Annotated in this window: 15 protein-coding genes and 8 tRNA genes; 9 read left to right on the forward strand and 14 right to left on the reverse strand. The window is 32.1% G+C overall.

Translation table 11 applies throughout. The features are described from left to right. Positions 1 to 38: 38 nt before the first annotated feature. From WAF17_RS14495 to WAF17_RS14510, 4 genes are all read left to right on the forward strand, one after another. A complete protein-coding gene (locus WAF17_RS14495; RefSeq protein ID WP_338760931.1) occupies positions 39 to 623 on the forward strand; it encodes a LysM domain-containing protein in 585 nt (194 codons plus the stop codon). A 194-nt stretch (positions 624 to 817) separates the two neighbouring features. Continuing rightward, complete coding sequence (locus WAF17_RS14500) at positions 818 to 1,597, forward strand: L,D-transpeptidase family protein (protein WP_338760934.1); 780 nt, start codon at positions 818 to 820, stop codon at positions 1,595 to 1,597. A 98-nt stretch (positions 1,598 to 1,695) separates the two neighbouring features. After that, entirely contained in the window at positions 1,696 to 2,445 is a 750-nt protein-coding gene (locus WAF17_RS14505; RefSeq protein WP_338760939.1) for a hypothetical protein, read from the forward strand. Positions 2,446 to 2,614: 169 nt separating this feature from the next. After that, positions 2,615 to 3,121, forward strand: a complete 507-nt coding sequence (locus tag WAF17_RS14510) for a cytochrome c (protein WP_338760942.1) — start codon at positions 2,615 to 2,617, stop codon at positions 3,119 to 3,121. A gap of 60 nt (positions 3,122 to 3,181) precedes the next feature. Here the strand turns inward: WAF17_RS14510 and WAF17_RS14515 are convergent, their stop codons facing one another. Next, entirely contained in the window at positions 3,182 to 4,270 is a 1,089-nt protein-coding gene (locus WAF17_RS14515) for an IS4 family transposase (protein WP_338760955.1), read from the reverse strand. 139 nt (positions 4,271 to 4,409) lie between these two features. Between WAF17_RS14515 and WAF17_RS14520 the strand changes: the two genes are divergently transcribed. Continuing rightward, entirely contained in the window at positions 4,410 to 5,195 is a 786-nt protein-coding gene (locus WAF17_RS14520) for a phosphodiester glycosidase family protein (protein ID WP_338760958.1), read from the forward strand. Positions 5,196 to 5,199: 4 nt separating this feature from the next. After that, complete coding sequence (locus WAF17_RS14525) at positions 5,200 to 5,358, forward strand: hypothetical protein (protein ID WP_338760961.1); 159 nt, start codon at positions 5,200 to 5,202, stop codon at positions 5,356 to 5,358. Between the two features lie 171 nt (positions 5,359 to 5,529). Here WAF17_RS14525 and WAF17_RS14530 read toward each other — a convergent pair whose 3' ends face one another. The 10 genes from WAF17_RS14530 to WAF17_RS14575 all read right to left on the reverse strand — a co-directional run bounded on the left by WAF17_RS14530 (position 5,530) and on the right by WAF17_RS14575 (position 11,538). Beyond that, positions 5,530 to 9,225 carry an ATP-binding protein gene (locus WAF17_RS14530; RefSeq protein ID WP_338760964.1) on the reverse strand — a complete coding sequence of 1,232 codons (3,696 nt, stop codon included), beginning with the start codon at positions 9,223 to 9,225 and terminating at the stop codon, positions 5,530 to 5,532. A gap of 143 nt (positions 9,226 to 9,368) precedes the next feature. Continuing rightward, positions 9,369 to 9,442 (reverse strand) — tRNA-Leu (locus WAF17_RS14535). Between the two features lie 5 nt (positions 9,443 to 9,447). Then, positions 9,448 to 9,521 (reverse strand) — tRNA-Pro (locus WAF17_RS14540). Positions 9,522 to 9,527: 6 nt separating this feature from the next. After that, a tRNA-Phe gene (locus WAF17_RS14545) sits at positions 9,528 to 9,601 on the reverse strand. An 8-nt stretch (positions 9,602 to 9,609) separates the two neighbouring features. Next, a tRNA-Trp gene (locus WAF17_RS14550) sits at positions 9,610 to 9,680 on the reverse strand. A 5-nt stretch (positions 9,681 to 9,685) separates the two neighbouring features. Beyond that, positions 9,686 to 9,757: transfer RNA gene (locus WAF17_RS14555), tRNA-Gln, on the reverse strand. Between the two features lie 16 nt (positions 9,758 to 9,773). Then, positions 9,774 to 9,857: transfer RNA gene (locus WAF17_RS14560), tRNA-Tyr, on the reverse strand. A 7-nt stretch (positions 9,858 to 9,864) separates the two neighbouring features. Next, a tRNA-Glu gene (locus WAF17_RS14565) sits at positions 9,865 to 9,937 on the reverse strand. A 6-nt stretch (positions 9,938 to 9,943) separates the two neighbouring features. Beyond that, positions 9,944 to 10,017 (reverse strand) — tRNA-Ile (locus WAF17_RS14570). Positions 10,018 to 10,308: 291 nt separating this feature from the next. Continuing rightward, positions 10,309 to 11,538 carry a serine hydrolase domain-containing protein gene (locus WAF17_RS14575; RefSeq protein WP_338760967.1) on the reverse strand — a complete coding sequence of 410 codons (1,230 nt, stop codon included), beginning with the start codon at positions 11,536 to 11,538 and terminating at the stop codon, positions 10,309 to 10,311. 69 nt (positions 11,539 to 11,607) lie between these two features. Here WAF17_RS14575 and WAF17_RS14580 point away from each other — a divergent pair, with 69 nt between their 5' ends. Beyond that, on the forward strand, positions 11,608 to 12,057 hold the full coding sequence (locus WAF17_RS14580; RefSeq protein WP_338760970.1) for an HAD family hydrolase: 450 nt from the start codon (positions 11,608 to 11,610) through the stop codon (positions 12,055 to 12,057). On the opposite strand, the gene WAF17_RS14585 is transcribed toward WAF17_RS14580, so the two are convergent. After that, the gene (locus tag WAF17_RS14585) at positions 12,041 to 14,287 is read right to left on the reverse strand and encodes a T9SS type A sorting domain-containing protein (protein WP_338760973.1); all 2,247 of its coding nucleotides are present in this window, start codon (positions 14,285 to 14,287) and stop codon (positions 12,041 to 12,043) included. The genes WAF17_RS14580 and WAF17_RS14585 overlap by 17 nt on opposite strands. Positions 14,288 to 14,494: 207 nt before the next feature. On the opposite strand from WAF17_RS14585, the gene WAF17_RS14590 reads away from it, so the two are divergent. Continuing rightward, complete coding sequence (locus WAF17_RS14590; RefSeq protein ID WP_338760976.1) at positions 14,495 to 15,631, forward strand: BamA/TamA family outer membrane protein; 1,137 nt, start codon at positions 14,495 to 14,497, stop codon at positions 15,629 to 15,631. Between the two features lie 99 nt (positions 15,632 to 15,730). Here the strand turns inward: WAF17_RS14590 and WAF17_RS14595 are convergent, their stop codons facing one another. Beyond that, entirely contained in the window at positions 15,731 to 16,816 is a 1,086-nt protein-coding gene (locus WAF17_RS14595; protein WP_338760979.1) for a Fe(3+) ABC transporter substrate-binding protein, read from the reverse strand. A 199-nt stretch (positions 16,817 to 17,015) separates the two neighbouring features. On the opposite strand from WAF17_RS14595, the gene WAF17_RS14600 reads away from it, so the two are divergent. Beyond that, positions 17,016 to 18,143, forward strand: coding sequence for a DUF3616 domain-containing protein (locus WAF17_RS14600; protein WP_338760982.1), 1,128 nt, complete (start codon positions 17,016 to 17,018; stop codon positions 18,141 to 18,143). A gap of 484 nt (positions 18,144 to 18,627) precedes the next feature. On the opposite strand, the gene WAF17_RS14605 is transcribed toward WAF17_RS14600, so the two are convergent. After that, positions 18,628 to 22,620 (reverse strand): response regulator, encoded by a 3,993-nt coding sequence (locus tag WAF17_RS14605; protein ID WP_338760984.1) that lies wholly within the window; start codon positions 22,618 to 22,620, stop codon positions 18,628 to 18,630. Between the last annotated feature and the right edge of the window lie 106 nt (positions 22,621 to 22,726).

The raw sequence follows: 22,726 nt of genomic DNA on the forward strand, positions 1-22,726 counted from the left end.
ATAATCAAAACGACTACTCATTTCTTTACTTATCAATTATGAAATCATTTATTTTATCAGTCTTATTTTTTACTTTTTTACAGACCTCTTTTGCTCAAAAATATGAGTACAATATTATAGGAGAGCATTTTAGTGATACACTTTACTCAAATAGAGTTATTTCTATAAGAGAAGTAAATACAGCCACTACAACAGATAGAAAAGCAGTTTTTGAAAGACCAAAAGACACTACTTATATTTATCACTTAGTAGGAGAAGGCGAAAATGTTGAATATATTTTGAACTTGTACCAAACTTGTGCGCCTTGTTTTTCGAAGTGGAATGATGTAGAATATACAGAGTTTTCGACTTTCCTAAAACAACCTTTTTATGAAGGAGAATATCTAAAAGTAGCCTTAAAAAAGGAGTATCAAAACGGAACAGCAGCAGAGTTTAGAAAAAGAACAATATATAAAACTTTTAAGAAGCAAACCTATCTTTCCACTATTGCAAGAGATTATAGAGTAACCAAAGATGAATTGATTAAATGGAATAATCTACATGATGGTGTATATATGGTAGAAAGTACAAAACTAATTGTGGGAGAAATGGAGTATAAATATACTTGTTCTTGTCTTGAATAAATGTATCTCTGAATCTGCAATGCTATTTGATGTCTAAACATAGAAGTTGTTTAAGAATGTAGATTTTTCCTTAGAATTGGGTTTGCAAACTCAATTCCAAGGAAAAACAACCTAGCCTTTGTTGGTGTTTTAGCATAGTGACATCAACAAATACACAACCTATTATTAAACAACTTTATAAACTATTGCCACTTATGAAAACACAAAAATATTATTTTACTACCAGTTGTTGTCTATTTTTTTCAGCTCTTTTTTGCTTTTCTTTTGTCGCTTACAAAAAATACGATGACTTTATTTCTGAGCAAAAAAGATACAAAAAAGTCCGTCAAGCTTATCAAGAAAAAGAAGATTACCTAACGAATAAACTAAAACAAAAAAATCTCTCTCTTCAAAACATCAATATTTTGATGGTTGCTTACAAAGATGAAGAAGAATTAGAAATGTATGTCAAAGCAAAATCAGATAAATCTTATCAAAAATTTCTGACCTATGATATTTGTAGAAGTTCGGGCAGTTTAGGAGCGAAAAATCAGCAAGGAGACTATCAAGTTCCTGAAGGGTTTTATTATATCAATCACTTCAATCCAATGAGTAGTTATTTTCTTTCTTTGGGAATAAGCTATCCCAATCAAGCTGACAAAAAACGAAATCCTACAAGAACAACAAAGGATTTGGGAGGAGCAATTTATCTACACGGTTCTTGCGTAACTATTGGCTGTATTCCAATTACAGATGAGTGGATAAAAGAAGTGTATGTTTTGGCAGTACAGGCACGAGCAAACGGACAAACCAAAATTCCAATTTATGTTTTTCCTTTTCGTTTTACAGAGAAAAATAAAGATACATTTTATCCAAAAAATCAAAAATTGGTAAGATTTTGGGACAACATAAAGATAGGATATGAAAAATTTGAGAAAAATAAGCAAAAATTATCTTTTCAGATAGATGCAAAAGGTAATTATATTTTTGATTAATAATTGCTCAACATATCTACTAAAAACAAGAACTCTTTTTAAAGCGTTGATAAACAAAATTTTTAAAACTCAACTCATTCATCTAATTTTTTAATACAATGAAACAGCCTACTATTTATTCTGCATTAATTTTTACTTTTGCTTTTTTTATTTTCTCAACTGTTTCTTTTGCACAGCGAAACAAAAATCCATACAAAGACAAATCAAAGACAATTGCAGTAGATGAAAAGAATGTCTATGATGCAAGTAAAGACAAAAACAGAAAAGAACTACACTTGAAAGATACAATTCCTGCTGAGGATTTTTCCGAATTTATAGATAAAATCAAGGAAGTAAAAACACCTTATGATTTGAGCGAAAAGTCAAGCAAAAAATCATTTTCGCCAGTTTCGATGACGACTTATAATAAATATTTCAATGTCATTAATGGATTAGGCGAGAGAGTAATGGTTGAGCCAAATGGTAAAAATCGTTTATACTTGATTGGTCAATTAGCTGATATGCCAGAGGGAATCGTAGCACTTTTATTTTATGGTTATGATGGTTCTATTTTTCAGTTTACAAAATTGGTTACTTTCAATGAAGAAGGATATCCAATTGTAGAGCAAAATGTACAATATTATATCAGAGGTTCGCAAGATGGCTTTACACAAGAAGAAAAAGTAACTTGCAAAATCAATGAAGATAATACAGTAAACTGTATGACTTATGCAGCCGAAGGAGAAAAAGAAGAGATGACTTTAAAGTCAGGTACAATCCATGAAGTACAGCCAGATGGAACAATCGAAGAGATTGGAATTGTGGACTTAGAAGCTGAAACAGAAGTAGAAGAAAACGAAGATAAGTAATTCTTATTCATCAAATTAAGTAGTCAAAATTAGAAGAAAATCAAAACCAAAACGTTATTCACTTCGTTCTTTAAACAAAGAGAATAGCGTTTTTTTATGCTCAAAAGTGTATAAAATTATTTTGTTATTCCTTAATTCTAATTTCATCTAAAACAAATATATAAATTTTATGAATAGCTCAAATAATAACGAAGTGCTAACACTCTCAGGGATTATACTTGGTGTTGGTTTGGTTTTGATTGTGGCAGTAGTTTCCCTTTTTAATAGTTCTTCTAGCGAAGAAGGCAAAACTACTACTGATACGGCTGAAAGTGCAGCACCTGTTGAAGATATAAATACAAAAGTAGCCTCTCTTGCCGAACCTCAGAAAGCAACTGTTTTGCAAGGACACGAACTTTTTCAAGGAAATTGCGCTCAATGCCATGCCATTAATAAAAAGGTGGTTGGCCCTGCTCTGAAAGGCGTAATGAATCGTTGGGAAAACGAAGCAGCAATAGTTAATTTTATCAAATATCCTGAAAAAGTAATTACAGGAGGAAAGAATGATTATGCAGCCAAACTATATGAAGAATACGGACAGATGATGCCAAATCACGATTTTTTTAATGATGAGCAAATAAAATCAATTCTTACTTATGTTAAGTTCGAATCTGGGGAAGAAATTGCTATGAAATAAAATTCAGACATAAACTTTTCTATTCTATCTATCTCTACCAAGCATTTCCTGTTTTTGGTCTTACTCCATTGACAAAACTTTAATTTTTTGATCAAATTTAGTTTCACTAGTCATTGGATTATTGAGTATTTTTTTAATTTCTATTAATCCATATCTGAAAAAAGAGTATTCATTATATCCATTTGAACAGACTCTTATTTTTGTTTTTTTATGTTTCCATTCTCCTACTTTGTAACACCAAACAAAGGCAATGGAACACAAAGCAATTAATTTAGCTATTTTATTTGGTTCTGTTAATTTTGTATTTTCTAAGTTAAAACCTTGTGATTTTAGTGCTTTAAACAACGTTTCGATTTCCCAACGTTGTTTATAAATTTCAAAAATATTATCCAATAAAACAGGTGATGCTAAATAAATATATCCTTTTTGTGTTCGACTTACAGATAAATATACCTCTGCTTCATTGACTACAAATGTTCCATCTAGTTGATAGGTTTCTGAAATCGAAAGCCCTCTACACCATGCTACAATAGACTTTGTTTTCCCTTTTCTAGTAGCTTTAAAGTTAGATTTTATACGCATTACAAAATCAAATTTTTTTGTAGCTAAATAGAAAAACCATTTTTTACCTATAAACTCTCTATCTGCTACAAGAGCAGTAATAGATAAATTAGGAAATTGATTTAAGAAATCTTCTATCAAATCAATTCGTTGTTGAGTAGCTGAATTTCCTGTCCTCGAAAGTACAGACCAACAAAGAGGAATAGATACCCCTTTATGAGCTGCTGAGAGAAGCAAAATATTAATATGCTCTTTTCCAACTTTCCAATTCGTTCTATCCAAACACAGTACGATATTTTCCCATTGTTCAATGCCTTCTAAGGAAATAATCAAATTAGTAATTGCTTGAAAATCAAGCTCATAATAATTTAAAAAGCGTTCTATACGACGTAAAGAAGAACTGTATTCTACATTCCTTTCAAACGCAGTTGCAATTTGAATTAAACCTCCTAGACCTACCTTTATAACAGCTATTACAAAAAGACCTATAAATTGAACTCGGGCTAAATGAAACCCTTTTAAATGAGAAGATAAAACACTAACTAATTTTGTAACTTTACCACTAGAAGCATACTTTGCTTTCGCCATAATTGAGAAAATTTTGTGAGAAAAATTTTGTGAGAAACTCAATTATGGCTTTTTTTTATCTAAATTTAAAATCTTTTGTCAGAGGACTGAGGTTTTTGGTAGAGATTTTTTTTAATTAATCCTTATTTATTTATTTATTATGAAAAAACGAATATTGCTTTCAACTATTTTGGCTCTTCTTCTTCTTACAAGTTTTATCATTTACCAAAAAGTAAAAATTGATACAGTTTCTACATATGAGGTAATACAAGATGATGAAAATTATAAAATAGACGAAACTAGATTACTGATTTATGAACTCAATCCAAAAGAACAACAGCTAGATTTTTATTGGAAAGATAAAACAGGAAAGAACTATAAAAACTTTGGTGTTCTAAAAAAATCACTTCAAAGACAAAGTAAAGAATTAGTTTTTGCCACGAATGGAGGAATGTTTAAAAGAGATTTATCGCCACAAGGATTATTTATTGATAATGGAATTACTCGCTTTGAATTGGATACTGTTCAAAAAGGCTATGGTAATTTTTATATGCAGCCCAACGGAATTTTTTATTTGACAAAAGATAATAAAGCTATTGTTTCTACTACACATGAATTTCTCAAAACAAATGATAAACAAAATATAAAATATGCTACTCAGTCAGGACCAATGCTTTTGATTGATGGAAATATTCATTCAAAATTTAGAAAAGGCTCATCAAATCTCAACATCAGAAATGGTGTAGGAATATTACCAAATGGAAATATACTCTTTGCAATGTCAAAAGAAGAAATTAATTTTTATGATTTGGCTACTTTTTTCAAACAAAAAGGCTGTAAAAATGCTCTTTATTTAGATGGCTTTGTTTCCAAAGTCTATTTACCTTCCCAAAACTGGCAACAAACAGATGGAGTTTTTGGGGTAATTATAGCAGAAATTAAATAATCACATGACACACAATCAGAAAATTAATCTTATCAGTATTATCCTCATTATTGTAGCTATTGCTATGGTTGTAATCGGAATTATTTCAAAAATACTTCCTCCTCCTCTTACCGGAATTGGTTTTTTAGCAATTGCTTGGGGTTTTCAGCTCTTTAAAAAGTAACCTTATCTTTTTATATTAAAAAATAAACGTTATCAGAGTTTGTTTTACGTAGTTTAGGCATCCTGCCTGAACACAAAAACAGCTTTTATTCTCAATGGTCAGTCTGGAAGACTGACATACAAAAATAACCGTGATAAGGTTTAATACACAACGATAACTTAAAATGTAAATCTACTCCACCAAAGGCAATTCAATAAAAAAGGTAGTTCCGAAATACGGTTCTGTTTCAAACCAAATTCTTCCTCCTGCATGTTCTATTCCACGCTTGGCAACTGAAAGACCAATTCCAGAACCTGTTGATTTAGTCGTAAAGTTAGGAATGAAGAGTTTTTTTGCTGTTTCTTCATCAATTCCTTTTCCATTATCACGAATATAAATAACTATCGTTTTTGGCGATTTTTGATTTGTTCTTTCTAAGACAACATTAATATGTGGGTCTTTTTCTTGTACGGCTTGTATGCCATTCAGAATAAGATTTGTAAGGATTCTTCCCATAAGTTTCGAATCTCCATTTACAAAAAACTCTCCTTGGTCAAGAATTGCATCCAGACGAACACTTCCGTCATTCTTATATAAAATCAAAGTTTCTTGAAGCACCATCGAAACATCAAAACGCTCTGTTTTTGGAATTGGCATCTTTGCAAAAGCAGAAAATGAAGTTGCAATATCACTCAATGTATCTACCTGTGTAAGCAAACTTTTGATAGAACGCTCGGCAGGAGATTCTTCGTTTGCCAAAACTCGTTGCAAATGTTGCAATGTTAGTTTCATTGGTGTAAGAGGATTTTTTATTTCGTGAGCTACTTGTTTTGCCATTTCCCTCCACGCTGATTCCTTTTCACTAGCAGCAAGTGCAGCCCTACTTTCTTCCAACTTGACAAGCATTTTATTATATTCTCCTACCAAAAGGCCAATTTCATCGTCAGATTTATAATCTAACGGTTTGTTGTCTCCACTTAGCGTAATTCTTTTCAGACGAGAAGTAACAAGACTCAACGGTTTTGTCAAATCCCGAGAAGCGAAAAAGGAAAGCACCACCAAGAGCAAAAATATTCCTGTAAAAACGTTTAGTATCGTCGAAACAACTTCCAAAATTTGTTCATCAGCATAACGTTGGGATTCGAAAAAGGGAACATCTACTACTCCCACAATTTCGCCAGTTGCAGGAGATTTTACGACTACATATGCCGAATTATAATTTAGCCTTCCGATAGATTCACTAAGTATTGTCTTGCTTTGTTTTTGTTCTATCAAACGTGCCATCGCCTTAGGGTTTATAAGAGAAGACACTAATCCATTATCATAAATAGTTGGTTGAGAAGATGCCAAAAGTACACCATCTCTATCAAAAACATTGATTTCTGTTTGAGTCAGACGAGCAATTTCTTGAAGAGATTCTAATAATTCGTCTTTTGTAATGTCCTTATAAACTACATAATCACTAAGTTTTGTAGAGAAATTTTGAGCAACATTTTCAGCTTTTTGAAAGTAAGTTTCGATAGTTTGATTCTTATTTTCCGAATTCAAAATACTTACAATCAAGATACTCAAGAGAATTGTTGGTAAGAAAAAGGCTAAATTAAGATAAAGCTGAATCCTTCCAGTTAGGTTAAAAGCAAAAGGCTGTTGTCTAAAATAAAGACGATAAACTGCCAAAAGCAAAAGCATCATCAAGACAATACAAATAAATTGCATTGAAAAATTAGTCAAGACGGACTTTAAGGGATAATTTACCGAAGAAATAATAACTGATTTGTCGTTGCTTCCTTTTATAAAAAAGTGTTTGTAAGATGAGGTGGAAAATGTAGTTACAGAATCAAAATTGCTTAAAAATTCTTTAGAATAGACAAAATTCCCTTGTGAATAAACAGGTGTTGCATTCTCAAAAATTGAATAACTCCAAGCATTTCTTCCTCCCCAATGGTTATAATTTGAATAAGGATTATCTGATAAAAGGTTGGGATACACACTATTCGAAACTATTTTTTTGAGTTGTAATTCTATTACAATTTTGCCAATCTTGACACCACTTCTACTAATTTCACTAAAGGCAAAATAGCGTTTTGTGTTTGTGGATAGGTCGTGAACCAAAAAAATCTCTTCATATTCTGTTGAATAGATAGGTTGTGCATACCTAGAATACATCTCATCAAAAGTCATTGTATTGTCATAAGGCATTCCATTTCCATTAAATAAATGAACTTTTATATCGTATTTATCAAAATAATAATCCAAATAAAACTTCCTTATTTTTCGTGAGATAATATCCTTCGTAGTAAAAGAAGTCATTAATCTATTCTTAATGATTGGGTCAAATGGGAGTGATTCGACAACATCATTCAATAAAAACTCTCCTTGCAAATCATTTTCTAATAAAAGCTGGTCAGCAAAGTTTTCCTTTGCTGTTCTCTCTCTCGTTTGCTCAAAACAATAGATAATATAACTACTCATAATCGAAGTAGTGATTGCTCCCAAGAATATATAAATAAATATTTGATAGGTAAAAGAACGCTCCGAACGAGGCAATTCTACAAAAATAACTATCAATATATAAACTGTATGGATAAGTGCAATCCAAGCATCGGAAAGATTTGCACGAATACTAAAAGCATAAATGACACTAACAACCCAACCTACCAAAACACCTAAAGCGACCAATAAAATCAATTTTCTACCTTCTACATGTAGCCATTCTATAAAACGAACTAAGATATGAACAAGTAAAAAATAAGTGGTAGCCGTCAAAATTGCTATAAAAAGAGCTATTATTTTGAGGAGTGAAAAATCTAATTCTCTAGTAAAATCTAAAGAAATTTGGGGAGAGTGAATATATAAATTTCGAATATTTAGAAAGTGATAAAAAGCAATGGCAAAAGAAAGTGCAATCGCTATCACAATACCAAATTGTTTGCGTTTTCGGCTGCCAATGCTTCTCATATGAGAGAGTTCGCTAAAATGCACAAACAAAAAACTACTTATGATAAAAATACAAATCACATTCAGAAATAAATCGCCAAGCGAAGGAGCAACCCAAGAAGAAGCATAATAACGAGCATTGAAAAGAATGGTAGGAAATATACTGTTAGGTAAATTCAGAAAAAGCATAAAAAAACGAATCCCTAAAAAGGTAGCTACCAAAACAAAAAAAGCATACCAAACTTGCCCTTCTTTCAAAAAATGAAGCATCGAAACTCTTGCCTGTAAGAACACAAAAACACACGCAATAAGCATAAAAAAGAGTACAGCATAGTTTTGAGAGGACTGCCAACTATAATCTAATGGAAAAACAAGCGCAAAGAGCAAATTACTTCCCGTTCCATAAACCCGATACGAAGATCCTTCTGGATTGAGTTGAAGGCTAATATCCGAAGTAGCAAAAAGCTTTGGATTGACTCCTGAAGTCAGAAATTGATTATAAATTTTGTATTCAGAGGATAAAGGAATCAAAACGACTCCTGTCATATTATCGTATTTGGTAACGATGAGCTTTTGTTTTATCAAAAACAGACCTTTTGGTGTTTCAAGTGTATATTCTGAATAATTATTTTTGAGTTGGTCATACGATAATAAGTAGGTATTATCTGTCCAAAAAAGAAGTTCACTATTTCTAAAAATATAAATGGGATATTTCCCTGTATTAGAAGTAATGAGTGAGAAGTCTAGCTTTTTATAATTCTGAATGACAGCTTCCTCTAGTTCTGTGAGTTCTTTTTCTGCTACTTCTAGTTCTTTATCTACTTTTTTTCGAACTTCTTGTGTGTATTCATTATAATCCTTCGTATTTACTAAAAAATATCGAAAGCCAAGCCCTGCCAATAGAGAAGCCAAGGCAATGAATAGAAAAGAATACGAAACAGATTTTGACATTTTTATAAATAATGAAAACCAAGACAAAAATTAATATTAATTTAATAATGTTCTCAAATTTTGAACCTTAAATTTTCATTTCAAAAAATGTATTCAAATTCTTGTGTTCTTGCTCTTCATTCTCTTTGGTCTAAATGAGTTTGTAGCGATAGAGAGATTCGAACTCTCAAAACTTAGTTTCTAAAACTAATACGTATGCCAGTTCCGTCATATCGCTAGTTGTATAGTGGGTAGGACTCGAACCTACATTTTCTTGCATCCAAAGCAAGATATTTAGCCAATTAATATACCACTATATATTGTGGAAAAGATTGGATTCGAACCAATGTCCAACAGATTTTCAGTCTGTCACTCTACCTGCCTGAGTTACTCTTCCATTTTTTGCACGTCCTAGAGGAATCGAACCTCTGTTTTCAGTTTTGGAGACTGATACATTACCACTATGATAAGAACGTAGTTGTTACCTCGTCAAGATTCGAACTTGAAAAATCAGACTCAAAATCTGATGTGTTACCGATTACACCACAAGGCAATATTATTATTTTTTGTGGGAACGCTAGGATTCGAACCTAGAAAGTTTTACAACTCCAGATTTACAGTCTGGTGCAGATTACCGTATCTACAAAGTTCCCTTTTTTGTACTCCATAAGAGATTCGAACTCTTTTTATGTCTTAGAAAGAGACATGTGATAGCCAATTACACTAATGGAGCAAGTTGTAAGACTAATAGGATTCGAACCTATGACCTTCTGTGCATCAGACAGACGCTCTAACCGACTGAGCTATAATCTTGTGTTATGCTATTACAAACTGTCATCTTCTTTTTTAAGTTCCTTAGTAGTTAGAAAAAATAAAAAACACCTTACTAGATAGATTTCTAATAAGGTGTTGATACGTACTACTCAATAGTTTTCAAATAAATAGGTCAGTCCTAAAAGGCAGACCGTTTACTGAAAATAAAAATAAGAAAGATTGACTACAAACGGTCTGCTCTACGAGACTGACCTATATCATATGCTAATTAAGTACAAAGCTAAAGGTATAGTTTTAATGACATTATGCTAAAAATTCAGTTTGTGTATTTTACTCTACTTCTAGTGTGTTCCATATTCCCCAAAAAACATCATTGCTATTTTCTTTTTTGGAATCTGTATTTGCAATAAAAATTCTACCTGCCTTTTTTTCTGAATCAAAATACATAAGTGCATTTGTACCTGGGTCGCCTCCTGTATGTCCAATGGCATTGTAAGCGAGTTCTTTATCTAAAAACAAACCAACATTAAAGTTTTCTTTTCCTTCAAAGTTTTCTTCTTTGAGTTGAGACTTAAAAAACTCTGCGTAATTATCTTTGTTTAGAAGTGTTCCGTTTCCTTCATATCCTTTTATTAAATCTATCAAGAATTTACTCAAATCGCTACTTGAAGTAATCAGTCCTCCATCTGGATAAGAAAGAATAGTATAATAAGGCAATTCTTTATCATCAAAATAAAGTTTGGAATAAGCAGAACTATCCACCTCTTCAAAGAGCCAACTGGTAGCACTCATTTCTAAAGGCTCAAAAACATGTTCTTTCGTAAACTCATGAAAAGGTTTTTTGGCAACTGATTCTATTACTAACGCACAAAGAGCTGCACCGACATTACTATACTCATAAATCTCGTTTGGTTTTCGGTTTGCATAAGTGGCTGTATCATAAAATTCATTTCCTTCTACTAAAATCTTTTCTAAGTATTCAGATAAAGGCATCCAATTTTTGGATGGATTTTGATAATACAACTCATATTTTTCTGTCAAACTCTCATCAATAACGACATCATTTCTATTGATATAATCCGTTTTCATATACATTTCTGTATCAATAATAGAACTTGTATGTGTAGCCAAATGACGAGCAGTTATTTTTTCATTTGGAAAGTTTGGATTAATAACTTCAAAAGGTAAATAATCATTAATTGGCGCATCTAAATCAAGCAAATTCATTTCGTGCGCCTTCAAAAGAGAGATTCCGATAAATACCTTAGAAACAGAAGCTATATTAATGATAGTGTTTTCTGTATATTTTTTCTGATTTTTCATATCTGCATAGCCAAAACCACGATTGTAAAGAACTCCAGAGGTATCTACCACAGTTGCTGAAAAACCATTAAAAACACCTAAATTATGAAGGCTATCTAGTTCTTTGTTTATATTAGGGCGTAGAGAAGTTTTCTTTGATGGAGTTTTTTCTTGTTCTGTTTCTTTTGTTTGATTTGGTTTGTCTTGGCAAGAAGAAAGTAGAATAATTAGTGAGAATATAAAAGGTAGTAGTTTCAATTTTTGGAGGTTTAAGTTTTTTGTTTTTTTCTAAAGGTAAGTAAAAAACTTATCATAAATTATACAAACATGAATATCAGTTTTGACTTAGATAGCACACTTATTCCACATGGAAATGAATTTGAGGCAGAAAAACAAGGTTTATTGAGTAAGCTTTTGGGAATTGAACCTATTCGGGTAGGAACGGCAAAATTTATTTCTGACTTACAAAAACAAGAACACGAAATTCATATTTACACAACTTCATTTAGAAGTCAAATCAAAATCCGATTGATGCTTTTCTATTATGGAATAAAAGTTGGAAAAATAATAAATCAATCTCAAAATCAGCATACATTAAAAAGCAGAAATATAAATGCTTCAAAATATCCTCCTGCATTTGGTTTTGACTTACATATAGACGACTTAAAAGGTGTAGGAATGGAAGGAGAAAGGTTAAATTTCAAAACAATTATTATAAAAACCAATGATAAGAACTGGATTGAAACAATACAGAAAGAAATTACTTTTGAACAATAACTTTCTGATAAACCTGTCCTTTTTCCGTATTAAAAACAAGAATATACAAACCAGCAGCAAAACGAGAAATATCAATTTCATTTTTAGAATTTTGAATCTGTTTTTCTATCAAAAGTTGTCCTTTTGTATCATATAAAATCAAACTTCCTTTTTCTTTTGTTTGAACAGTCAGAATATCTTTTGCAGGATTTGGAAACACTTTCAAAAACAAGTTTTCATTCGTTTTGTCATTATCAATTCCAGAAATAATTTCTCCATCAGGTGAAAGCCATTGCAGTCCCCCTCCAACTGTTCCAATCAGAATTTGAGAATCGAATGCCACAGGAAAAACAGTGTTTCCAAAATATAAAGTAGCATTTTGGGAAGTTAATAAACTAGAAGGAAAATCTGTTGGTAGATTTTGAGTAGAAAGCGAAAGAGGAATCAAATCAAAACCTGTTTCTTGATTTTTGAAATCTTTAATTAAAAAAAGTCCTTCTTCTGGATTAGATAAAAGTAAGTCTTTTGAAGTCTGTCCATTTTCACTTCTTTCATAAAGTGTAAAGCTTCCTCTCGTGAAACTCAGATTGCCAAAATTTTGATTATCTAAATTAAAGCTACCATTATCTTGCTGTAAAAATGATTTTATTCCTCCTCTATTTTGCAAAACAAGTAAGTCTATTTTATCATCGTTATTTAATTCAGTCAAAATAATCTCATCGTTTCTTTCTAAGTTTATTCCAGTTAAAGTAACTTCTTTCAAATCATTCAATGAAAAATTAGCTTGATTATTATTTTGAGTATTTCCTTTATTTTCTATCCAAAAGACTCCTGCTTTTCCTGTATTCAACTCAAAGGCTGTAAATAATAAATCGTCTTTTTCGTCTCCATTAAAATCTGAAATAATTGGTTTTAAAAATTGAAACCTTACTGTTGAAGAACTGGCAAAATTTAGATAATCATCATTTTTATATTGAAGTTTTGGGTTTTCATTGCTTCCAATATTCTCTAAAAAATGTAATCTTGCTTTATAAGAAGTAGAAGAAAATAAATGTCCACGTTCTCCCACAATCATATCCAAATCTCCATCATTATCTATATCTATGAGTGCAGGACGAGCATTTTCTCCAATATCAAATAGTTGTTCTTGTAAGAAATTTTCTTTCACAAACTCAAAACTTGGATTTTCTTTTGTTCCTTTATTTTCATAAAGCCAAGCAGAATTTTCATAATCAATCAAATTTCCATCATTCGAATATAAATTAGGTGCAGCTATCAAATCAGGGTTTCCATCAAAGGTAACATCTTCATAAAAAACAGCTGCAAACGTAGGAATTTCAATTGGTTTTGAAGCAGGAAAACGAACTTGTGGATTTCTCAAAATGGCTTCTGTATTTGCACTCTGTCCTCTTTTTTCATTAAATAAAGCAGTCGTATAATTACAAGCTACATCACCAACCAATAAATCAAGAGCAGGATTATCATCTAAATTGAGAACCAAAAGTGACGAACCAGCGTGTTCTACTCTACCTGTCGCACCTATTCTACAACTATTTCCATCAAAAATATAACTCTCACAAACACACTCTTCAAAACCTCCCCATCTAATTGTTTCTTTCTCAAAAATAAGACTATCAGAAATTGAATAGGTCTCTTGACTTAGATTTTTGTGCCATTCGACAGTCGTTCCGATAGAAGGTCTAAAATTTAGAATATCCATATCTCCATCGTTATCCAAATCCAAAATCGCAGGAATATCAGTTGCATCAATTCCTAGATTTAATCGATTTCCTGCTATTCCTGTACTAAAAAGCAAATCTTTGGCTACTTCAAAAGTCAGATTTCCAGTAGTATTTTTTGTGTTTTTATAGACAATAATACCAAAAGTTGTAGAAGCAAAAATATCTCTTTGTCCATCGCCATCATAATCACGAAGCAAAACCCAGTTCCTTAGTTTGGGAAAGAGCTGCGTATATTCTGGTGCAAAAATCCATTCTTTCTGATTTTGAAAGTTTATTTTTTGAAGAAAAATAAGAACTTGATTTGTTGTTCTATCAAAAATAAAAAGATCTTCCAAGTCATCATTATCTACCTTTAGAGTAGAAAATTGAGGAGAATTGAATCCATCTGTTAGAGCTAACTTTTTACCCTCTTTTATGATTTCGATATTTGTATCAAAACTAACAGGAAAAGTTTGTCCGAAAGTGAAACAAGGGATAAATAGAACAAGTAATAAGGTTAGATTTTTCATAGTATTTGGGTTGATTTAGATAAAGATAAAAAAACGTTATCAATTTTTGTTTCAGCCCTATTTTTTTACATTATTTTATCATAAAAATAGCGTACTTTGCATCCTTTTCAAAAACTATTTCGTTTACTTCTCAACTTGCATCTTTAGTTTTTTATCAATTGTTAATTATCTAATAATCAAAGGTTTATAGTTCAATCTTATCCACTAATGAAACACTTGCTTTTTTTATTTTTATTTGTCTGCTCAGTTTCGATAGTTCATACTACCAACGGACAAAGTGCATTTAGAAAATATCTTTACAATTTAGTAAACGACACTACTGAAGCATCCAAACCTCGCTTTTTAGCTTATCCAACGTTGGCATATAGCCCAGAAACAAATTTAGAAATTGGTATTAGTTCACTTTATATTTATTATGCAAAGCGTGATACAACGAATCGTTTGAGTGAGTTAAGTGCATTTACGTTTTTTACCTTAGAAAATCAGTATGGTATTTGGCTAGAAAATGCGATTTATAGTAATGACGATAAAATTTTTATTTTGGGCAGAACACGAATACAAAGTTTTCCTCTTCTTTATTATGGAATTGGCTCAAATACACCAGAAGAATATCAAGCACGAGTAGATGCTAATCAGATTTGGGTAAGACAGCGTATTCTTCATAAAATTAAAAAAGATTTTTTTATAGGCTCTCAATTTGATTTTACACGCCTTTCAGGTGTAGATTTTGTCAAAAATGAAGAGTTTGAATCTTCTATTGAGCTACCTATGGGTTATGAAGGCTCTACCAATTTTGGTATAGGAGCAGGAATTGTTTATGACAATCGTCATAATGTCCTCAATGTACGAAAAGGTTTTTTCTCTGAACTTGGATTTCTTCATTATAACGATGCTGTGAGTGATTTTCAGTTCAATAGCTTTTTGTCAGATACACGTATTTATCGTCCAATAGGAAAGCGTAATGTTTTTGCTGCACAGCTTTTGGGGCAATTTAATACAGGAAATGTTCCTTTCAACCAACTTGCTTTGTTAGGTGGAGAAACCATTATGAGAGGATATTATACAGGAAGGTTTAGAGATAGAAATCAAATTGCAGCACAGACAGAATTTCGTTTTTTGCCATTGCCTTTAGGGTTTAGTAAGCGTATTGGAGCGACAGTTTTTGGCTCTGTGGCAACTGTTTTTCCAAATACAAGAGAAATTGCGATGGATAAAATTACCTTTTCTGGGGGAGCAGGTTTGCGTTTCTTGCTCTTTCCAAAAAAAGATATTTATACTCGTATAGATTATGCCCTTACTCGTGAAGGTGGTGGACTTTATATACTTATCGGAGAGGCTTTTTAGGTAGGTAAAATTCGTCGGTGGAGACACCGACAACGGCTAGAGAATACAAAAGCAAAAAAAACCTATACCATTTCTGAAAATAGTATAGGTTTAGAATACTTACTTCCACTTTACTTCATCAAAAATAATAACTGCTTTTTCTTGGTTTTCACCTAGCTTTGAGAGGTTTAGTTTGTCTTCTTTGAATGTTCCCCATTCTTGAAGTGTTTGAGCCATTTCTACATCAGTACGAACTGGATATTCCATTTCTTCTTTTACATAAACTTCCTGTGCTTCTTTGCTCGTCAGAAATTCAATCAGTTTAATAGCATTTTCTTTATTAGGAGCATGTTTTGTTACGGCTGCACCACTTACGTTGATGTGCGTTCCTCTTCCGTCTTGATTTGGGAAAATAATAGCTACTTTTTGTGCTGCTTTTACATTTTCTTCATCTGTGTCGTTGAGCATTTGAGCTAAGTAATAAGTATTTGTTACTGCTAGAGTTCCTTCTCCTGCTGCAATTCCTTTTATTTGGTCACGGTCGCCTCCTTTTGGAGTTCTTGCCATATTTTCTACTACACCAGCCGCCCATTTTTTGGCAGTTTCTTCATCAGAGTTTGCAATAATAGAAGCCAAAAGAGACTGATTATAAACATTATTAGAAGAACGAATCAATAAATTTCCTTTTGCTTTTGGGGCAGCAAGACTTTCATAGGTAGCAAAATCTTCTGGTTTTACTTTTTCTTTATCATAAACAATCACTCTAGCACGTTTCGTGATTCCGAACCACTGATTGTCTGCATCTCTCAAATGAGAAGGAATATTTGTAAATAAAGTCTCTGATTCGATTGGTTGTAAAAGGTCTTTAGATTTTGCTCTATACAAACGTCCAGCATCAACAGTAATCAAAACATCAGCAGGAGAATTTTGTCCTTCCATTTCCAATTTATTGATAAGCTCATCAGCAGAAGCTTTTACAACATTTACTTTTATGCCTGTTTGTTCTTCAAACTGCTTGAAAAGATTTTTATCAGATTCGTAATGACGATGCGAATAAACATTTACTTCTTTTGAGCTTTCTATTACGGTAGTAGAATCAGAAGTAGTTTCTGTATTGTCTCTTTTCTTGTCGTTACAAGCAAAAAATGAAATAGAGACTAAAAACAAAATAAATACTGAATTAATACTAGCAAAAATACGATTCATAATTTTTGAGTTGATTTTGATAAAAATATAAGATGTTAATGTCTTATTTAGAATGATTTTAAACAATCACAAAGGTAACAATTCAAATCAGATTTATTGTATTTCTATTGTTTTTTTGTAAAAATTAGTAAAAAACAATTCTTTAAGAGCTATGTTGAGTAAATACATTTTTTAATTAATCCCCATTTTTTAACCTTTTATGAAAGACAAAACTATTAATCAAGAGCCAAAACGAATCAGATTTTACTTAAATGATGAGTTAAATCCATTAGATGACAAAATTAGAGATGATATTTCTTCAGTTGTCCGAACAGGAAAAAATATTTGGATTGCCTTCGACGAGAGTTTAGGGTTGGAACGTTTGGAATTAGTAACTTTTGCTGACAATCAGCAGAGCTATAAAAAACACGCTCATTTTAAGTTAGAAGATTATATTGATTTGGTAGACGATAGTGAAGTTGATATAGAAGGTTTGGCGTATGATGATTACTATTTGTGGCTGACAGGTTCGCAAAGCAAAAAGCGAAATGATGTAGATAAAGAAGATGATTTGAAAGAGCAAATTGATGATTTGTCAGAATTACAATATGATTATAATCGTTATACGTTAGCTAGGATTCCTTGTGTTCCAAACAAAGAAACTGGCGACTGGGAACTTCATAAAGAGACTCCACATCCAGAAAATAAAGACATTACACTCAGAGCAGCGCAACTAAAAAGAGGAAAAAAACATACACAATTATCTAAAAAACTATCAAAGGATAGACATTTTGAAAAATTTATGGATTTGCCTTGTAAGGAAAATGGTTTTGATATTGAAGGGTTGGCAGTCAATGGAGACAGAATTTTCTTAGGAATGCGAGGACCTGTTTTGAGAGGTTGGGCTACTATTGTCGAAATTCAAGTTAAGGAAACCAAAAAAGGAAAGCTAAAACTCAAAAAAATAGGCGAAGAAATAGATGGCAAAACAATGAAATATCGTAAGCATTTTCTTGACCTCAAAGGAATGGGAATAAGAGAGCTTTGTTTGCAAACAGATGACTTACTGATTTTGGGAGGACCTACAATGGATTTGGATGGAACAATTTCTTTATACAGAATAAAAGATGGTCTTAAAGATGAAGAATATTCTATTACTCCAGAAGTGGAGCGTCTTTTTGATGTTGTGAAAGGAGCAGAGATAAAAAAAGGAAAAGATAAAGCCGAAGGAATTGCACCTATGCCCAATGGAGATTTATTAGTCGTTTATGATGCACCAGTAGATGACCGTTTGATTGGAGAGACCGATATTGAAATGGATATTTTTCCTTATGCTCCTTATAAATAATAATCTCTGAATTTTCCATACTGAAAAAATAGCCTTTTCATTATGAAAAAAGTAATCTACTAAAGAATTTCAATGGAAAAATAAAAAACACTCTTAACAGGCTTTAAACAGCTTTTTATGGTTGTTATGGATTACTTGTAGCTATTTTCTATCAATTGGCAAGTAGATTGAAATATATAAGACAAGTAAGCAAAACAAAATGAGTGATTTTTCAAAGTAACTGATTTGTAGATTTGAGTTTTAAGAAGGAGATTCAAATAAGCAAAAATTTTTAACAGTAACTTTATTTTTTAAGAATCATTTATTTAGAAAGTTAAAATTGAGTAGTAGGTAATTTGTCAATCAGAAATGATTATTTTTAGCAATTCCTTATTTTTCAACTGCTCAGTTATACTTTTTATAATTATAAAATACAAAAAAACCCCTTTTCAATTTGATTTTAATTCAGAATGAAAAGGGATTTTTATTTTAATTCTCTACTCTACTAAACACGTTTTCCAATCCATTTACAGACTGTATAAACAAGCTGGTCATAATCAACAGGTTTTACGATATAATCATTTGCTCCTGCATCAAAACACTCTTGTTTGTCTTCTTCTTGTGCTTTTCCAGTAATGGCAACGATAGGAAAATGTTGTAAATCTTCATCTTGACGAATAGTTCGCATAGCATCAAGTCCATTCATTTCTGGCATAACCGAATCCATCAACACCAAATCTATGTCTTCTTCACGAAGCATATCAATAGCTTGTTGTCCGTTCATAGCCTCCAAAATATTTGCTTCATAAGTTTCTAAAGCAGATGCAATTACAAAAATATTACGAATATCATCATCGACAACCAAAATTGTTTTGTTTTTGATGAGTTTGATGGCTTCTTCTTTACTTATTTCTTTGGCAGCTTCATTAGCTGATTTATACTCTTCTTCGTCCTCATCTTCATCTCCGTTCATGTCTTCGTTGATAGAGTTGCGAGTAAGTGAACGAGGAGGAACATCTCCTTCTAGCTTTTCAGACTTCTTATTTGATTTATCTGTTTTAGTTCTTTTTGGAAGTAAATCCTCTAATTCTTTATCAACTTGAATTTCAGCTAATAAAGACTCTGCAAGTTCGGCCGTACGTGTTTTTTGCTCACTTTCTTCTTGCTTTAGTTTAGGAGTTTCTTTTTCTACTTCTTCTTCCATTCTATGTAAAAACAAAGCTACTTCTTCACGCAATTTTTCGCCTGTATCTCTTGTTTTTAAGATAATACTTTGAGCAGCTTGTCGAAGGTTTGTTTCTTCTTCATAAGAAAGTGTTTTGCCAGTATAAATAATGACAGGAATATTTGGGTAGTTTTCATTAATGTATTTACATACCTCCTGACCACTTCCATTTTTTAAGCCTAAATCTACAATTGCACCATCAAAAGTGCCATTTTCTATGGCATCGATAGCTTCTTTTTGATTCTTGACTCCTTTCACTTTTACATCATCGCCAATGATAAGCTCTTTGATAGCTTCCATTTGTGATTCATCATCTTCAACAACTAATAAATCTTTGACTTTCTTTTGAGAGAGACGAAGCATATCAGCCATTGCCTTTTTCAATACATTTTCATCGATTGGTTTTTGAAGAAAACCAAATGCACCCGTAGAAAGTAAATTATTATCTTTATCTCTAGCCGAAATAATTTCGATAGGAATATGACGTAATTCTTTATATGACTTTAATTTTTTCAAAACATCTGTTCCATCAATATCAGGCAGACCTAAATCCAAGATAATTCCACTTGGCTTGTATTGTATTGCCAAATCAATTCCTTCTTCTCCACTTTGAGCAATGAGTGTTTTGATATTTTGAGATTGCAGCACTTCTGCCATACTTTCAGCAAACTGCACCTCATCTTCAATAATCAAAATAACATTATCATTTTTGTTGATATTATTTCTATCATCTTCTACATCTTCTCTGATGAGTTTTCTAGGCAAACGCTTTTGAGGAGATTTGTTCTTTCCTGTTGCTAAATTCTTGACTACAACAGTTACTCGGTCTTCTTTTTCTGCTAACTCCTCATCTAATTTTTTAGGTAAAATGATGGAGAACGTACTTCCCTTTCCTGCTTCTGAATCCAATTCGATTTGCCCTTGTAGTAGTTTTGTAAGTTCTCTAGCAATCGAAAGACCTAAACCAGTTCCTCCATATTCTCTTGAAGTAGTTCCATCGGCTTGTTTGAAAGCTTCAAAAATGATTTGTTGTTTGTCTTTTGGAATACCAATTCCTGTATCGATAATGCTGTATTTGTAATGCTCTTCGTCGTGTTCTGTAATCGAAAGTTTGACTTGTCCTTTTTTGGTAAATTTAAAAGCATTCGATAAGAAATTTCGTAAAATTTGTGCCAGTCGTTCCTTATCACTGTATATAAACGACTTGGTTTTGTCCTCTGCAATAAACTGAATTCCTTTTTCTTGTGCAATCCCTTGAAACAAATCATTCATGTCTGTAATGATTTCTTTGTTGGCAAATTCCACAGGATTAATGACCATTTTACCAGCCTCAATTTTGGAAAGGTCAAGAATATCATTGATAAGACGTAAGAGTTCCCCACCTGATTTGTAGATAATCTTAGCTTTTTTGACATCTTTTTCTACCAATGTATCTTTCTCATTTTTTGAAAGCATTTTGGAAAGCATGATAATCGAATTAAGAGGAGTTCGGAGTTCATGCGACATATTTGCCAAAAACTCTGACTTATATTTGTTAGATAATTCTAATTGTTCGGCTCTTCTGTCTAGCTCTTCTTTTGCCGAAATTAGGCTTTCATTTCTACGTTTAAGCTCTTCCGATTTTTCTTGTAGTTCTCCTTGCTGAACTTCTAATCTTTCGTTGGCTTGTTCGATTTCTTGCGCTCTTGCTTGTGCGCTTCTTGTTGCTTCTTCCGATGTTGCTAAAAGTCCCTTGATTCTATCAGTTTGAAGTACAGAATAAATATAAGTTACGATGGTATTGGCTGCTTGTTGTAGAAATTCTTGCTTTAATTGCGTAAATGGTTCAAAAGAAGCCAGTTCTATAACTCCATACAATTCATATTCAAAAACCAAAGGAAAAGCATAAACGTGAGTTGGTGGCTCTTCGACTGTTCCTGTTGTGAGCGACATATCTTGTCTTCTAATATTTTTAAGCAAAATTGGGCTGCGTTCCAAACCTACTTGCCCGACCAAACCTTCTCCGATTTTGTATTCGTTCGAAAGACCAGAACGCTCTGTAAAGGCATACGAAGCATTTAGTTTTAATTTAGAGGAATAACTATCCACCAAATACATTACACCTTGAGCTGATTCGGTATAACGAGAAATAAAATTGATTGCTTTTCTGCTAAGTTCTAAGGAAAGAAGATTTCCAGAAAGCTGTTGAGCAAGTTGATTAATGCCATCTTTTATCCAGTTTTGTTCGAAGGTTTCTACTTTATTGGCTCTCAAACTCTCTGTCATTCGCTGTAAGGCTGCACTAAGTTCGTCTTCTTCTCCTCTTTCTTTTACATTTACAGTATAATCTCCTTTTGCAATAACTTGTGCTTGATTGATAATATTTTTGAAGTTTTCAATCATTTGATTAATCGAAATAGCAAGTAAATCCTTTGCACTTTTTACTTCAATCTGTCTTGACAAATCTCCCTTTGCAATATTGTTGGTAATCTTAGAAACTTCCCTCAAATTCTCTACTACTTTTCTTACAGAAGTATAAATACTCTCTTGAGATTCTACTCTATTAAACTCCATCGTCAAATCACCAGCCGAAACCCTACGAGCTATTTCTGCAATGTCAGAAGGCTCTCCACCAATTTGTTTGCGAGTATTTCTGACAATGAAAAGGGCTACCAAAAAACTAGCAATAATAGAAACTAAGGTAAAACCAATAATCAAACGACTAGAATCAGTATAAATGTCTTCACTTCGTTTGGCTGCTTCTCGTGCATTTTCGAAGTTATCAAAGATGATTTGGTTAAGCGTTTGATTGCTTGATTCGAAGGCTAAAAATGAGCGTTCACGTAGTTTTTCTTTTGCTTCTTCTTTGTTATTATATCTTGATAGTTGTTTTATTTTTTCACTTTCCTCTAAATATTTTTTATAATCATCTTGAAAGAGTTTGAAGTTATTTGCATTTTGTCTTAGGTCTTTTAAATCTGGATTATCTTCTTCATTTTTGTCTGCAATTCTATCAGTAAGAAGGTCTTCTCTTTCTTGAAGTAGTTCTTTGTATTTTTTTTCACTACGTGCGATATTTTCTTTATCTAATCGCATCAACCCCTCATATTCTGACATTTCAATTTCTGAAAGGGCAAAAATATGTTGTTGCTGACGTATCATGTGGTCAGAAGTATTGGCACTAATAGTCGATATTTCGTAGATGCTTGGCATCCAGTTTTCACTAATCTCAAGAGCTACATTTTGTACCTGTGAGAGTTTGTAAATTGCAAAAGCATTGACTATAATTGACAAGATAAGTATAAAGGAGAAACCTAAAATTAGTTTCGTGGTTAAACGTTCAAACATTCGGATTACTTTTTTTATTTAAAAGTCTGCGATAATAATTTAGATAATCTAT

The sequence above is a fragment of the Bernardetia sp. ABR2-2B genome (assembly GCF_037126435.1).
GTDB lineage: Bacteria > Bacteroidota > Bacteroidia > Cytophagales > Bernardetiaceae > Bernardetia.